This is a genomic window from Microvirga lenta (assembly GCF_020532555.1).
In the GTDB taxonomy this organism is placed as follows: domain Bacteria; phylum Pseudomonadota; class Alphaproteobacteria; order Rhizobiales; family Beijerinckiaceae; genus Microvirga; species Microvirga lenta.
The window spans coordinates 18,575-32,390 of sequence record NZ_JAJBBR010000014.1; the positions used below are offsets into that span (position 1 = coordinate 18,575).

14 protein-coding genes are annotated in these 13,816 nt (G+C 67.9%); 10 read left to right on the top strand and 4 right to left on the bottom strand.

The features are described from left to right. On the bottom strand, positions 1-294 hold the full coding sequence (locus LGR44_RS18840) for a DUF4164 domain-containing protein (protein ID WP_226742259.1): 294 nt from the start codon (positions 292-294) through the stop codon (positions 1-3). 221 nt (positions 295-515) lie between these two features. Here LGR44_RS18840 and tkt point away from each other — a divergent pair, with 221 nt between their 5' ends. The 9 genes from tkt (at position 516) to LGR44_RS18885 (ending at position 10,745) form a co-directional block, all read left to right on the top strand. Beyond that, complete coding sequence (gene tkt / locus LGR44_RS18845; protein ID WP_226742260.1) at positions 516-2,519, top strand: transketolase; 2,004 nt, start codon at positions 516-518, stop codon at positions 2,517-2,519. Positions 2,520-2,564: 45 nt separating this feature from the next. Further along, positions 2,565-3,572 carry a type I glyceraldehyde-3-phosphate dehydrogenase gene (gene gap / locus LGR44_RS18850; protein WP_226742261.1) on the top strand — a complete coding sequence of 336 codons (1,008 nt, stop codon included), beginning with the start codon at positions 2,565-2,567 and terminating at the stop codon, positions 3,570-3,572. 206 nt (positions 3,573-3,778) lie between these two features. Further along, on the top strand, positions 3,779-4,969 hold the full coding sequence (locus LGR44_RS18855; protein ID WP_226742262.1) for a phosphoglycerate kinase: 1,191 nt from the start codon (positions 3,779-3,781) through the stop codon (positions 4,967-4,969). Positions 4,970-5,022: 53 nt separating this feature from the next. Further along, complete coding sequence (fba, locus tag LGR44_RS18860; RefSeq protein ID WP_226742263.1) at positions 5,023-6,111, top strand: class II fructose-bisphosphate aldolase; 1,089 nt, start codon at positions 5,023-5,025, stop codon at positions 6,109-6,111. A gap of 108 nt (positions 6,112-6,219) precedes the next feature. Next, a complete protein-coding gene (locus LGR44_RS18865; protein ID WP_226742264.1) occupies positions 6,220-6,870 on the top strand; it encodes a thiamine phosphate synthase in 651 nt (216 codons plus the stop codon). Beyond that, the gene (locus LGR44_RS18870) at positions 6,870-7,769 is read left to right on the top strand and encodes a tetratricopeptide repeat protein (RefSeq protein ID WP_226742265.1); all 900 of its coding nucleotides are present in this window, start codon (positions 6,870-6,872) and stop codon (positions 7,767-7,769) included. Before LGR44_RS18865 ends, LGR44_RS18870 begins: the two co-directional genes overlap by 1 nt. 87 nt (positions 7,770-7,856) lie before the next feature. Beyond that, a complete protein-coding gene (locus tag LGR44_RS18875) occupies positions 7,857-8,651 on the top strand; it encodes an inositol monophosphatase family protein (RefSeq protein WP_226742266.1) in 795 nt (264 codons plus the stop codon). Between the two features lie 103 nt (positions 8,652-8,754). Beyond that, on the top strand, positions 8,755-9,717 hold the full coding sequence (locus tag LGR44_RS18880) for a flagellar motor protein MotA (protein WP_226742267.1): 963 nt from the start codon (positions 8,755-8,757) through the stop codon (positions 9,715-9,717). Further along, the gene (locus LGR44_RS18885) at positions 9,717-10,745 is read left to right on the top strand and encodes a peptidoglycan -binding protein (protein ID WP_226742268.1); all 1,029 of its coding nucleotides are present in this window, start codon (positions 9,717-9,719) and stop codon (positions 10,743-10,745) included. The genes LGR44_RS18880 and LGR44_RS18885 overlap by 1 nt, the downstream gene beginning before the upstream one ends. Before the next feature lie 13 nt (positions 10,746-10,758). Here LGR44_RS18885 and LGR44_RS18890 read toward each other — a convergent pair whose 3' ends face one another. Further along, entirely contained in the window at positions 10,759-10,941 is a 183-nt protein-coding gene (locus LGR44_RS18890; protein ID WP_226742269.1) for a DUF3606 domain-containing protein, read from the bottom strand. Between the two features lie 79 nt (positions 10,942-11,020). Then, entirely contained in the window at positions 11,021-12,808 is a 1,788-nt protein-coding gene (locus LGR44_RS18895) for an ABC transporter transmembrane domain-containing protein (RefSeq protein ID WP_226742270.1), read from the bottom strand. A 160-nt stretch (positions 12,809-12,968) separates the two neighbouring features. On the opposite strand from LGR44_RS18895, the gene rpmE reads away from it, so the two are divergent. Then, complete coding sequence (gene rpmE / locus LGR44_RS18900) at positions 12,969-13,205, top strand: 50S ribosomal protein L31 (RefSeq protein ID WP_226742271.1); 237 nt, start codon at positions 12,969-12,971, stop codon at positions 13,203-13,205. A 76-nt stretch (positions 13,206-13,281) separates the two neighbouring features. Here the strand turns inward: rpmE and rcdA are convergent, their stop codons facing one another. Continuing rightward, positions 13,282-13,788 carry a protease adaptor protein RcdA gene (gene rcdA, locus LGR44_RS18905; RefSeq protein WP_226742365.1) on the bottom strand — a complete coding sequence of 169 codons (507 nt, stop codon included), beginning with the start codon at positions 13,786-13,788 and terminating at the stop codon, positions 13,282-13,284. Between the last annotated feature and the right edge of the window lie 28 nt (positions 13,789-13,816).

Genomic DNA, 13,816 nt, shown 5'->3' on the forward strand with positions numbered 1-13,816 from the left:
TCAGCCCTCCTCCGGCTCGAGCTGCCCCGCCTGGGCGAGCACGCTCTGCACGGCGCCGATGGCCTGGCGCACGCGCCGGCTGACGTCGTCGGTGGCCGCCTCGAAGCGGTGCAGGCGCGTCAGGGCGCTGTCGAGCTCCACGGCGAGACGGGCGCGGTCGTCCTGCATGAGCTGAAGCTCCGTCTCCAGGTCGCCGCGGCGGCGGTCGGCATCGAGCCGGCGGGAGACCGAGGCCTCCAGCAGGCCGAGGGCCATCTCCAGCCGTTTCATCGCATCGTCGAGGGTGGGGCTCATCGCATCATCCGGGATTCGACACGACACTAGAGCCTGATCGGCGAAAGTGGAAACCGGTTTTGCGCCCGATCGCGCCCCGGGCCCGGGCCCGGACGGCGACGCTCCCTTGGGATTTAAGCCGTCGGAGCCTTTGACTCGCCCCTGCCCCGTGTTAAGGAGCCGCACGCTTTTGGAAGGGCCCGCCCCTCAGAGGGCCGCCCGCAAGATTTGTGGATCACGCCGTGCCAGATACCGTCTCCGCCGACCGCGTCACTCACTCCGATCTGGCGAATGCCGTGCGGGTCCTCGCCATGGACGCCGTGGAGCAGGCAAAGTCCGGCCATCCCGGCCTGCCCATGGGCGCCGCCGACATGGCGACGGTGCTTTTCACCAAGTTCCTGAAATACGACGCCACCGACCCGACCTGGCCCGACCGCGACCGCTTCGTGCTCTCCGCCGGCCACGGCTCGATGCTGCTCTACTCCCTGCTCCATCTCGTGGGCGTGAAGGGCATGACCGTCGACGAGCTGAAGCGCTTCCGCCAGCTCGATTCCAAGACCCCGGGCCACCCCGAGAACTTCATGACGCCCGGCGTCGAGACGACGACCGGCCCGCTGGGCCAGGGCATCGCCACCGCCGTCGGCATGGCGCTGGCCGAGCGCATGCTCAACGCCGAATACGGCGACGACCTCGTCGACCACCGCACCTACGTGATCGCCTCCGACGGCGACCTGATGGAGGGCATCAGCCAGGAGGCGATCTCGCTCGCGGGCCACCTGAAGCTGAGCCGCCTCATCGTCCTGTTCGACGACAACGGCATCTCCATCGACGGCCCGCTCTCGCTCTCCGACTCCGTCGACCAGGTGAAGCGCTTCGAGGCCGCCGGCTGGCGCGCCGTGCGCGTGGACGGCCACGATCCGCAGGCCATCGGCCGCGCCCTTTCCCGCGCCCAGAAGTCGGACCGCCCGACCCTGATCGCCTGCAAGACCACCATCGGCTACGGCGCGCCCAAGAAGGCGGGCACCTCCAAGGCCCACGGCGAGCCGCTGGGCGCCGAGGAACTGGCCGGCGCCAAGGCCGCCATCGGCTGGAGCCATGCGCCCTTCGAGCTGCCGGACAACATCCGCGACGCCTGGGCGAAGGCCGGCAAGAAGGGCCGCCGCCAGCGCAAGGCCTGGGCCGACCGGCTGAAGGCCCTGTCTCCCGAGAAGCGCGCCGAGTTCGAGCGCCGCATCAAGGGCGAGCGCCCGCAGGGCCTCGCCGACGCGGTGGCGAAGCTGAAGGAGCGCCTGATCGCCGAGCCGCAGAACGTCGCGACCCGCAAGGCCAGCGAGATCGCCCTCGAGGTCATCACCGAGGCCGTGCCGGAGCTGGTGCTGGGCTCGGCCGACCTGACGCCCTCGAACAACACCAAGACCAAGAACCTCAACGCCATCTCGCCGGGCAGCTTCGCCGGACGCTACATCCATTACGGCATCCGCGAGCACGGCATGGCGGCGGCCATGAACGGCATGGCGCTCCATGGCGGCCTCGTGCCGGCCGGCGCCACCTTCCTGGTCTTCGCCGACTACGCGCGGCCTGCCATGCGCATCGCGGCGCTCGCCGGCATCCCGGTCGTCTACGTGATGACCCACGACTCCATCGGCCTCGGCGAGGACGGCCCGACCCACCAGCCGGTGGAGCACCTGGCCTCCCTGCGCTCCATGCCGAAGATGCGGGTCTTCCGCCCGGCCGACGCGGTCGAGACCGCCGAGTGCTGGCAGCTGGCGCTGGAGCGCACGGACGGCCCGACCCTTCTGGCGCTCACCCGCCAGAACCTGCCCCAGATCCGCAAGGAGGCCAGCGGCGAGAACCTCGCGGCCACGGGCGCCTACGAAATCTCGCCGGCGGAAGGAAAAGCCCGCGCCACCATCTTCGCCTCGGGCTCCGAGGTCGAGATCGCGCTGGCGGCCCAGAAGATTCTGAATGAACAAAGCTTCGCCGTTCGCGTTGTCTCGGTGCCCTCGCTCGACCTCTTCCTGGCCCAGCCCGAGAAAGTCCGTGCCCGCATCGTCGGCGATGCGCCGGTCAAGGTCGCGGTCGAGGCGGCTGTCCGCTTCGGCTGGGACTCGGTCATCGGCTCCGACGGAATCTTCGTCGGCATGAGTGGGTTCGGCGCGAGCGCGCCCTACAAGGATCTCTACAGGCACTTCGGCATCACCGCCGAAGCGGTCGCCGAGAGGGTTCTGAGAACGCATAATCTATGAGGTTCAGGCGATCCTGAGCCTCACCGCACAAAGGGAGCAAAGACTATGACGGTGAAGGTCGCGATCAACGGGTTCGGTCGCATCGGGCGCAACATCCTGCGCGCCATCGTGGAGAGCGGCCGGACCGACATCCAGGTCGTCGCCATCAACGATCTCGGCCCGGTCGAAACGAATGCGCACCTGCTTCGCTACGACTCCATCCATGGCCGGTTCCCGGCGGAGGTGAAGGTCGAGGGCGACTCCATCGTGGTCAACGGCCAGAAGATCAAGGTCACGGCCATCAAGGACCCGGCCACCCTGCCCCACAAGGAGCTCGGCGTCGACATCGCCATGGAGTGCACCGGCATCTTCACCTCGAAGGAGAAGGCCTCGGCGCACCTGCAGGCGGGCGCCAAGCGGGTCATCGTCTCGGCTCCCGCCGACGGCGCGGATCTCACGGTGGTCTACGGCGTCAATCACGACAAGCTGACCAAGGACCACATCGTCATCTCGAACGCCTCCTGCACCACCAATGCCCTCGCGCCGGTCGCGAAGGTGCTCAATGATGTGGTGGGCATCGAGAAGGGCTTCATGACGACGATCCATTCCTACACGAACGATCAGCCGTCCCTCGACCAGATGCACAAGGACCTCTACCGCGCCCGCGCGGCGGCCCTGTCGATGATCCCGACCTCCACCGGCGCCGCCAAGGCGGTGGGCCTCGTGCTGCCGGAACTGAACGGCAAGCTCGACGGCGTCTCGATCCGCGTGCCGACCCCGAACGTGTCCGTGATCGACTTCAAGTTCATCGCCAAGAAGGCCACGAACAAGGACGAGATCAACGAGGCGATCAAGCGCGCGGCCGAGCAGGAGCTGAAGGGCGTTCTCGCCTTCACCAACGACCCGAACGTCTCCATCGACTTCAACCACAACCCGGCCTCGTCCACCTTCCACATGGACCAGACCAAGGTCATGGACGGCAACCTCGTGCGCGTCATGTCCTGGTACGACAACGAGTGGGGCTTCTCGAACCGCATGGCGGACACCGCCGTCGCCATGGCGAAGCTGATCTAAGGGAGCTGCCTATGGGGGGAGCAAGTATCTGGCATTGGATCATAATCCTTACATGCATCATCAATGTCATCGCCTTTTGGCGGCTTCTCCCTCAAGCCGGGATCTCTAAGTACCTCTCGATCTTGGCTTTCGTCCCTCTGATTGCGGTCATCTTTCTATGGGTGATCGCTTTCCGCACAGCACCTCTGAACCAGGGTTGATGGACCATGACCGCCTTCCGCACGCTCGATCAGGCCGACGTCAAGGGCAAGCGCGTTCTCGTCCGGGTCGATCTCAACGTCCCGATGGAGAACGGCCGGGTGACGGACGCGACGCGCATCGAGCGCGTCCTGCCCACCATCCAGGAGATCGCCGAGAAAGGCGGGAAGGTCATCCTTCTCGCGCATTTCGGACGTCCCAAGGGCCGCGATCCCAAGGAGTCCCTGAAGCCCGTCGCGGAGGCGGTGCAGAGCCACCTGGGCAAGCCGGTTGCCTTCGCGGACGACTGCATCGGCGATGCGGCCGCCCGGGCCGTGAACACTATGAAGGACGGTGACGTGCTTCTCCTCGAAAACACCCGCTTCCATGCGGGTGAGGAGAAGAACGATCCGGCCTTCGTCGAGGCGCTGGCGAAGCTCGGCGACATCTATGTCAACGACGCCTTCTCGGCCGCGCACCGGGCCCATGCCTCAACGGAAGGTCTGGCCCGCGCGCTTCCCAGCTATGCCGGCCGCACCATGCAGGCGGAGCTGGAGGCCCTGACCAAGGGCCTCGAAGCGCCCAAGCGCCCGGTGGTCGCCATCGTGGGCGGCGCCAAGGTCTCGACCAAGATCGACCTGCTCGAAAACCTGGTGAAGAAGGTCGACGCCCTCGTGATCGGCGGCGGCATGGCCAACACCTTCGTCCACGCCACGGGGCTGGGCGTCGGCAAGTCCCTTGCGGAGAAGGACCTGGCGGCGACGGCGCTGCGCATCATCGAGCAGGCGCGCGAGTCCAACTGCGCCATCATCCTGCCGGTGGACGGCGTCTGCGCCTACGAGTTCAAGGCCGGCGCGGAGAACCACACCTACGGCATCGATGCCATCCCCGAGGACCAGATGATCCTCGACGTGGGTTCCCAATCCGTCGAACGCGTCTGCGCGGCGATCAACGACGCGGCGACGCTGGTGTGGAACGGCCCCCTCGGCGCTTTCGAGATCGCGCCCTTCGACCAGGGCACGGTCGCGGCGGCCCGCCACGCGGCGGAGCGCACCAAGGCCGGCAAGCTGCTCTCGGTGGCGGGCGGCGGCGACACGGTCGCGGCGCTCAACCACGCTGGCGTATCGGAAAGCTTCACCTATGTATCAACCGCAGGCGGCGCTTTCCTGGAGTGGCTCGAAGGAAAATCGCTGCCCGGCGTCGAAGCCCTGAAGGCTTAAGCCCCGGTTCAGCTTCGCCGCACTTAAAGAGCAAGACCAATAAGGAGGAAGACATGGCGCGCATTACCCTGAGGCAGCTTCTGGACCACGCCGCCGAGCACGGCTACGGCGTGCCTGCCTTCAACATCAACAACATGGAGCAGGCGCTCGCCATCATGGCGGCGGCCAGCGAGGTCGACGCGCCGGTGATCATCCAGGCGAGCCGCGGCGCCCGGGCCTATGCCCACGACGTCATGCTCAAGCACATGATGGACGCCGTCACCGAGATCTACCCGCACATCCCGGTCTGCGTGCATCTCGACCACGGCAACGAGCCCGCCACCTGCATGACGGCGATCCAGGCCGGCTTCACCTCGGTCATGATGGACGGTTCGCTGAAGGCCGACGGCAAGACCCCGGGCGATTGGGACTACAATGTCGGCGTCACCAAGAAGGTGGTCGAGATTTCCCATCTCGGCGGCATCTCGGTGGAGGGCGAGCTCGGCGTGCTGGGCTCCCTGGAGAGCGGCATGGGCGAGGCCGAGGACGGCCACGGGGCCGAGGGCAAGCTTTCCCACGACCAGCTCCTGACCAATCCGGACGAGGCCGTGAAGTTCGTGGCCGAGACGAAGGTCGACGCACTCGCCATCGCCATGGGCACCTCGCACGGCGCCTACAAGTTCACCCGCAAGCCCGACGGCGCGATCCTGGCGATGAACATCATCGAGGAGATCCACGCCAAGCTCCCGAACACGCACCTCGTCATGCACGGCTCCTCCTCCGTGCCGCAGGAGCTGCAGGACATCATCAACCAGTACGGCGGCCAGATGAAGCCGACCTGGGGCGTGCCGGTGGAGGAGATCCAGCGCGGCATCAAGCACGGCGTGCGCAAGATCAACATCGATACCGACAACCGCATGGCGATGACCGGCCAGATCCGCAAGGTCCTGACCGAGAACCCCGGCGAGTTCGACCCGCGCAAGTACCTGAAGCCGGCCATGGAGGCGATGACGAAGCTCTGCAGGCAGCGCCTGCAGGAGTTCAACACCGCCGGTCAGGCCTCGAAGATCAAGCGTGTCTACACCCTCGCCGAGATGGCCAAGCGCTACGCTTCCGGCGAGCTCGACCCGACCTTCGGGGCGACCAAGCAGGCCGCAGAGTAAGCGATCAGGCTTTCGCCTCATTCGCATAAGAGAAACGGGGCCTCGCAAGACGGCCCCGTTTTCGTTATTGGCATAGCCGTCTGAAAAAACTCTCACGAACCGTGGACCATGGCCGAGCCCGCTGCCCGTCTCTACCTCATCACGCCCGTCCTGGAGGACGCCTCCTTCGCGCCCCGTCTCGCGGAAGCCTGCGCGGGCGGGACCGTGGCCGCCGTGCTGCTGCGGCTGGCATCCGCCGACGAGCGCTCCCTGATCAACCAGGTCAAGGCTCTGGCCCCCTCCGTCCAGGACCACGGGGCGGCGCTGATCGTCACCGTCGAGGGCGAGGCGGATCTCGCCACCATCGCGGCGCGGGGCGGGGCGGACGGCGTCCATGCCCAGGGCAGCCCGGCCCGCATCCGCGAGCTGCGCGAGCGTCTCAAGGGCGAGCGCGCCCTCGGCGTCGGCGGAATCCGCACCAAGGACGACGCCATGACCTTCGGCGAGGCCGGCGTCGATTACCTGCTTTTCGGCGAGCCGCGCCCGGACGGGTCCCTCCCTTCCCTGGAGAGCGTGGTGGAGCGCGCCGGCTGGTGGGCCGAGATCTTCGAGACGCCCTGCGCCGCCTATGCCCCGAGCCTGGACGCGATTCCGGCCCTCGTCGCCACCCAGGCCGAGTTCATCGCCGTCGGCGATGCGGTCTGGTCCCATCCGGACGGCCCCGCCAAGGGCGTGGAAGCGGCCGTCGCCGCCATCGGCACCGAGGAGGCCGTGCGCTGATGCGGCTTTTCCGCCTTCTCGCATCCGCGGCCTTCCTGGCCCTCGCCGCGACGGCTCACGCGGCGGAGCCGGACCTCGCCTACGGAGCCTTCCAGCGCGGCCTGTACCGGGCCGCCTTTCAGGAGGCGACCCAGCGCCTGGACAGGAACCGGGACGATGCCGCCGCCATGACGCTGCTGGGCGAGCTCTACAACCAGGGTCTCGGCGTCGGGGCCGACCCGCGCAAGGCCGCCGAATGGTACCGGCTGGCCGCCGAGCGGGGCGACGCCAACGCCATGGCCTCGCTGGGCCTCATGGCCCTCGAGGGACGCGGCATGGACCGGGATCCCGCCCAGGGCCGCGACTGGCTGGAAAAGGCCGCCGCCAAGGGCAACCCGGTGGCGAGCCACAACCTCGCCCTCCTGCTCCTGTCCAGCGCCACGGAACAGGACGTCAAGCGGGCGGCCGAACTGCTCCGCCGGGCGGCCCAGAGCGAGATTCCGGACGCGCAGCACGCCCTCGGGGTCCTCTACCTCAAAGGCAGGGGCGTCGAGCAGGATGCCGCCGAGGCGGCCCGGCTCTTCAAGCGCGCCGCCGACAACGGTAGCTCGGTGGGCGAGGTCGAATACGCGATCCTGCTGTTCAACGGCGACGGCGTCACAGCGAGCGAATCCCAGGCCGCCCGTTATTTCCGTCGCGCTGCGGCGAAGGGCAATGCCATCGCCCAGAACCGGCTGGCGCGTCTCCTGGCCGCCGGACGCGGCGTCCCGCAGAACAAGGTCGATGCCGCCGCCTGGCACATCCTGGCGGCGGCCCAGGGCCTGACCGATCCCTGGCTCGACGACGCCCTCAAGGACCTGAGCGCCGAAGACCGGCAGCGTGCCGAACGCCTCGCGGCGGAACGTCTCGGGATGCGGTAGATTCTAGAGTCGCTTGACGTTCGAACCCTCCCGTGGTCCACCCGGCCACGTCCCCTCTAAGAAGCCCCTTGTCCAGGACCCCACCGCATGATCCGCTCGCCCCTCATGACCGTCATGACCGATGCCGTGATGAAGGCCTCGCGCTCCCTCAAGCGCGACTTCGGCGAGGTCGAGAACCTGCAGGTTTCCCGCAAGGGCCCGGGGGATTTCGTTTCGGCCGCCGACCGCAAGGCGGAGAAGATCCTGCGCGAGACCCTGGAGAAGGCCCGCCCCGGCTACGGCCTGGTGATGGAGGAAGGCGGCGTCGTCCAGGGCACGGATCCGGATCATCGCTGGCACATCGACCCGCTCGACGGCACCACGAACTTCCTGCACGGCCTGCCTCACTTCGCCCTCTCGGTGGGCCTGGAGCGCGACGGCCAGATCGTGGCGGGCGTGATCTACGACCCGGCCAAGGACGAGCTGTTCATCGCGGAACGGGGCAAGGGCGCTTTTCTCAACAACCGCCGCATCCGCGTGGCGGCGCGCATGGACATGGCGGACGCGGTCCTCGCCTGCGGCCTGCCGCATATCGGCAAGGGCGATCACGGCCTGTTCTTGAGAGAGGCCGCCACGGTGATGAACCACGTGGGCGGCATGCGCCGCTGGGGCGCCGCGGCGCTCGACCTGGCCTACGTGGCCTGCGGACGCCTGGACGGCTACTGGGAGCGCGGCCTCAACTCCTGGGATATCGCGGCGGGCATCCTCATGATCCGCGAGGCGGGCGGATTCATCTCCGACGCGGATGGCGGCAGCGATCCCCTGGGCAAGAAATCGGTCGCCTGCGGGAACGAAATCGTGCATCGCGAGCTGCTCAAGCTCTTGAAGCAGGCGAAAGGCTGATATTTCTGTTCGCCAAGGCGCCGAGATCCGCAGCCACGCTTGATCCCACGATCCGGCGCGGTCACAGTAGAACGGTCTCGAAGCACCAGCGAGCAGGATAACGATGGCCGATCAACCCCTTACCCCACCGCGGATCTATCTCATCCGCATGGCGGTCTTTCTGGTTCTGGCGGGGTTTGTCGCCTTCATCCTCTATCGGCAGATCTGGGACGCCTTCCTGGCCAATCCGGGCCTGAACGCCCTGATCATGGGCGTCATGGCCATCGGCATCGTCCTGGCGATCCGGCAGGTCTGGCGCCTGTTCCCGGAGGTGCGCTGGGTCAACACCATCCGGCAGACCGAGGAAGGGCTCGTGGCGCCCACCTCCCCGGTCCTGCTCGCCCCCATGGCCGCGCTCATCGGCAACCGGTCGAGCCGCTCCCTCCTGTCCGTCACGGCGACCCGCTCGCTGCTCGATTCCATCGGCGCGCGCCTGGACGAGAGCCGCGAGATCGTGCGCTACCTGGCGGGCCTGCTGGTCTTCCTCGGCCTGCTCGGCACCTTCTGGGGCCTGATCGAGACCGTGGGTTCGGTCGGGCGAATCATCGGCTCTCTGAGGACCGGCCAGGACGCGGCCGTGCTCTTCGACGAGCTGAAGACCGCCCTGGCCGGTCCGCTCCAGGGCATGGGCCTCGCCTTCTCGGCCTCCCTCTTCGGCCTCGCCGGCTCCCTGGTCCTGGGCTTCCTCGACCTTCAGGCCGGTCAGGCCCAGAGCCGGTTCTACACCGAGCTCGAGGACTGGCTTGCCACCTCCACCATGGATACGGGCGCGGACATGCCCGCCCGCTCCGGAAACCCGAACGACCTCGCCGTGGCCCTCAACCGGCTGACCTCCGCGGTCAACGACGGCGCCGGCGGGCGGGCCTCGACCCAGGCCATGGCCAACCTGGCCGAGGGCGTTCAGGGTCTCGTCCAGCACATGCGGGCGGAGCAGCAGCTGATCCGCGACTGGGTGGAGGCTCAAGCCGCACGCGAGAAGGAGCTCAAGCAGGTTCTCGACCGCTTGGCCCGTGAAAGGCTGTCCTGATGGCGATTTCCAGCACCGGAGGCCGCAGACGCGGGCGCCAGGGCACGATCAACTACTGGCCCGGCTTCGTCGACGCCCTGTCGACCCTGCTTCTCGCCATCGTGTTCCTGATCTCCGTCTTCATGGTCGGGCAGTTCTTCCTCTCCCGGGAGCTGTCGAGCCGCGACACGGTGCTCGACCGGCTGAACCGGCAGATCGCCGAACTGACCGATCTCCTCTCCCTCGAACGTTCGAGCCGGCGCACCGTCGAGGAAAACCTGAACGCCCTTCAGACCACCCTGCAGGCGAACGAGGCCGAGCGGGCCCGCCTCCAGGGTCTCATCGACAGCGGAGGCGTGGCCGAGCAGCGGGCGACCGAACTCAACACCGAACTGGAGGCCCAGCGCCAGACCACGTCGCGGGCCCTGAGCCAGGTGGAGATCCTCAACCAGCAGATCGCCGCCATGCGCCAGCAGCTCGCGGCGCTGGAGGACGCGCTCGCCGCCTCCGAGAGCCGGGACCGGGAGAGCCAGGCCCGCATCGCCGATCTCGGCAGCCGCCTCAATATCGCCCTCGCCCAACGGGTGCAGGAACTCGCCCGCTACCGCTCCGACTTCTTCGGCCGCCTGCGCCAGATCCTCGGCAACCGCCAGGACGTGCGCATTGTCGGCGACCGCTTCGTCTTCCAGTCGGAGGTGCTCTTCCCGGCCGGTCAGGCCGTGCTGCGCCCGGAAGCCGCCGGCGAGATCGACCGGATCGCCAGCGCCCTCCTGGAAGTCGCGCGGGAGATCCCGCCGGACATTCCGTGGGTGGTCCGGGTCGACGGCCATACGGACAACCGCCCCATCGCCACCGCGCAGTTCCCGTCGAACTGGGCTCTGTCCGCCGCGCGCGCCATCGCCGTCGTCCAGGCGCTGGTGGCCCGGGGCGTCGATCCGCGCAACCTGCTCGCGGCTGGCTTCGGCGAGTACCAGCCCATCGATCCGGGCACGACCGAAGAGGCCTATGCCCGCAACCGGCGCATCGAGCTGAAGCTGACGGAACGTTGAGGCGCGGGACGGCTCAGGCGCTCTTGCCGAGCGCCTTGGCGACCTCGCTCACCTGGAAGCCGACTCTTTTGGCGGTATCGATCAGCTGACGGCGGGAAACCTGCCATCGGTCGGACCAATAGCGGACCTCCCAATCCTCGTGGATGTCGATGCGGGCCGAATCCTGAGGATGCCGCTTGCTCAGGTTGCCGATCATGATCCCTCTCCCGGGATGAATGAGCCGGCATGGTGCCGGCCCTGACTCAACCGGCAAGACGGTCATCGGTTCAACCGGATCATTCAGCCGCCTGACTGCGCTCGCCGTCGAAGAACTGGAGGCGGGCCAGGCGGGCATAGAGGCCGCTCTTGGCCAGGAGGGCTTCGTGGGTTCCCTCCTCGACGATCCGGCCCTGATCCATCACCAGGATCCGGTCGGCCGAGCGAATCGTCGCCAGGCGATGGGCGATGACCAAGGTGGTGCGGCCCTCCATGAGGCGCTCCAGGGCGGCCTGCACCTTGCGTTCGCTTTCCGCGTCCAGGGCCGACGTGGCCTCGTCCAGGAGCAGGATGGGCGCGTCCTTCAGGATCGCGCGGGCGATGGCGAGGCGCTGGCGCTGGCCGCCCGAGAGCGTCACGCCGCGCTCGCCGATGATGGTGCCGTACCCGTCCGGCAGCGCCTGGATGAAGCCGTCGGCCGCCGCGAGAGCGGCGGCGCGGCGGACGTCGTCCTCGGTGGCGTCCGGCCTGCCGTAGCGGATGTTCTCGAGAACGCTGGCGGCGAAGATCGTCGGCTCCTGCGGCACGAGCGCCATGCGGCTGCGCAGCTGGAACGGGTCGGCCTGCTGGATCGGGACATTGTCGACCAGGACCGATCCGCTCTGGGGATCGTAGAAGCGCAGCAGCAGCTGCAGGACCGTGCTCTTGCCCGCCCCGGAAGGCCCCACGAGGGCCACCCGCTCGCCGGGCGCGACCGTGAGGCTGAGGCCGTGGAGGGTCGGCTGCCCCGCCCGGGTCGGATAGGCGAAGCGCACGTCCTGGAAGGCGACGGTGCCCAGGGGCGGCTCCGGCAGGGGCTTGGGGTTCCTCGGCGCCTCGACGGCGGGCTTGGCGGCCAGGATCTCGCCCAGCCGTTCCGCGGCGCCTGCCGCCTGCGCCAACTCGCCGTAGACCTCCGAGAGCTGGCCGAGGGAGCTGGCCGCGAAGACCGCGTAGAGCACGAACTGCGACAGCCGCCCCCCGGTCATCTCGCCGGCCAGCACGTCCTGGGCCCCGTACCAGAGCACGCCCACGACGCTCGCCGAGACCAGGAAGATGCCGGTTCCGGTCAGGAGGGCCCGCATGGTGGTCGACAGGCGGGCCGCCCCGAAGGCGTCCTCGGCGGCGGCGGCGAAGCGGGAGGACGTGCGGCTTTCCATGCCGAAGGCCTGCATGGTCCGCACCGCGCCGATGGCCTCCGCCGCATAGGCCGAGGCGTCGGCCAGCCGGTCCTGGGCCGCCCGCGACCGGCGCCGCACCGCCCGGCCGGACATGACCAGGGGCAGGACGATGACCGGAATGGCGAGCAGCACGAGCGCCGAGAGCTTGGGGCTCGAGATGATCATGAGCACCACCGCGCCGATGAACAGGAACGCGTTGCGCAGGGCGATGGAGATGCTGACCCCGAAGGCGGCCTTGACCTGCGTGGTGTCGGCGGTGAGGCGGGAGACGATCTCGCCGCTCTTGGTCTGGTCGAAGAAGGCCGGGTCGAGGGAGGTCAGGTGCCGGAACACGGCGGCGCGCAGATCCGCCACCACCCGCTCGCCCAGGGTGATGACCAGGTAGTAGCGCATGGCGCTGGCCACGGCCAGGATTCCCACCACCAGGAGCAGGACGGCGAAATAGGCGTCGATATAGGCCCGGCCCTCCGCCGAGAATCCGAAATCCACCACCCGCCGCACGGCGATGGGCACCACCAGGGTCGCTCCGGAAGCGAAGATCAGGGCCGCGATGGCGGCCGCGATCCGGCCCTTGTAGGCCAGACCATAGGGGATCAGCGGCTTGAGCGAGCTAAGGGCGGCTTTCGGACGGGGGGAAGGTTCGGCCATCACGCTTTCGGTACGACAATTCGGATGCCCAAGGACTTAGCACCTTTCCACCGGCTTGTTTCAAGGTTCTAAGTGAGGTATAGGCGCGCAATCATTCAAGACAGGCTCGATCTCAGGCTGCGGCAAGCCGGACTGGCTGACCGCGAGAAGGACTATGGCAATGGCCCGCAAAGAAACCGACCATCCCGACTACCACATGATCAAGGTCGTCATGACCGACGGCACCGAGTACATGACCCGCTCGACCTACGGCAAAGAGGGCGACACGCTCAACCTCGACATCGACCCGAACACCCACCCGGCCTGGACCGGCGGCACGCAGCAGCTGCTCGACCGTGGCGGCCGTCTGTCGCGCTTCAACTCGAAGTTCGGCAACATCTCGTTCGGCAAGAAGTAAGCCGTCGCCACGCAAGTGGCCCGCTTCGCCAACCGATCTGAAAAAGCCCCGCTTTCGGCGGGGCTTTTTTCTTGTCTCATTTCTTGGAGAAGGCCTGCTCCAGAAGGCCGAGCTGGGCGGTGACGGGGTTGGGCCCGGGCACCTCCGGCGGCGCGGGCGGCTCCGACATGAGCTTCTCCAGGTGCATGATGCGGGAATGGAGCCTCGCGGCCAGGCCGATCAGGTCCTTGAGGCGCTCCGGCAGCTTCTCGAATTCGGCCACGGTGGTCGGCGCCTCCGGAACCGTCAGGCGGACCCGGTTCTTCTCGAGATTGGCCTGATCGGCCGTCATCTCGCCCTCCGCGACGGCGCGCTGGAGCAGAAGCCAGGACGCGACCTGCATCAGGCGCGTGGTCAGCCGCATGCTCTCGCTGGCATAGACGAGGCTGATCTCCCGGGACATCTGCCGGGAATCGTGGCGCCCCGGCCCGTCCAGATAGGCGGCCGTCTCCTCGATGAGCTCCATGCCCTCCTGGAAGAGGACCCTGAAGGCCTCGGAGTTCACGAAGCTTTGCCCAAACCGGATTGGACCTGCGCCAAACATGATCACGTCGGGTTCGCTCACCCACCGC

Excerpts from the sequence above, each read along its gene's own strand:
- LGR44_RS18890 (WP_226742269.1), bottom strand. The coding sequence starts at position 10,941 with ATGATCGGCAACCTGAGCAAGCGGCATCCTCAGGATTCGGCCCGCATC.
- gap (WP_226742261.1), top strand. The coding sequence starts at position 2,565 with ATGACGGTGAAGGTCGCGATCAACGGGTTCGGTCGCATCGGGCGCAAC.
- fba (WP_226742263.1), top strand. The coding sequence starts at position 5,023 with ATGGCGCGCATTACCCTGAGGCAGCTTCTGGACCACGCCGCCGAGCAC.
- LGR44_RS18875 (WP_226742266.1), top strand. The coding sequence starts at position 7,857 with ATGATCCGCTCGCCCCTCATGACCGTCATGACCGATGCCGTGATGAAG.
- rpmE (WP_226742271.1), top strand. The coding sequence starts at position 12,969 with ATGGCCCGCAAAGAAACCGACCATCCCGACTACCACATGATCAAGGTC.
- LGR44_RS18870 (WP_226742265.1), top strand. The coding sequence starts at position 6,870 with ATGCGGCTTTTCCGCCTTCTCGCATCCGCGGCCTTCCTGGCCCTCGCC.
- LGR44_RS18840 (WP_226742259.1), bottom strand. The coding sequence starts at position 294 with ATGAGCCCCACCCTCGACGATGCGATGAAACGGCTGGAGATGGCCCTC.
- LGR44_RS18895 (WP_226742270.1), bottom strand. The coding sequence starts at position 12,808 with ATGGCCGAACCTTCCCCCCGTCCGAAAGCCGCCCTTAGCTCGCTCAAG.
- LGR44_RS18885 (WP_226742268.1), top strand. The coding sequence starts at position 9,717 with ATGGCGATTTCCAGCACCGGAGGCCGCAGACGCGGGCGCCAGGGCACG.
- LGR44_RS18865 (WP_226742264.1), top strand. The coding sequence starts at position 6,220 with ATGGCCGAGCCCGCTGCCCGTCTCTACCTCATCACGCCCGTCCTGGAG.
- rcdA (WP_226742365.1), bottom strand. The coding sequence starts at position 13,788 with ATGTTTGGCGCAGGTCCAATCCGGTTTGGGCAAAGCTTCGTGAACTCC.
- LGR44_RS18880 (WP_226742267.1), top strand. The coding sequence starts at position 8,755 with ATGGCCGATCAACCCCTTACCCCACCGCGGATCTATCTCATCCGCATG.
- LGR44_RS18855 (WP_226742262.1), top strand. The coding sequence starts at position 3,779 with ATGACCGCCTTCCGCACGCTCGATCAGGCCGACGTCAAGGGCAAGCGC.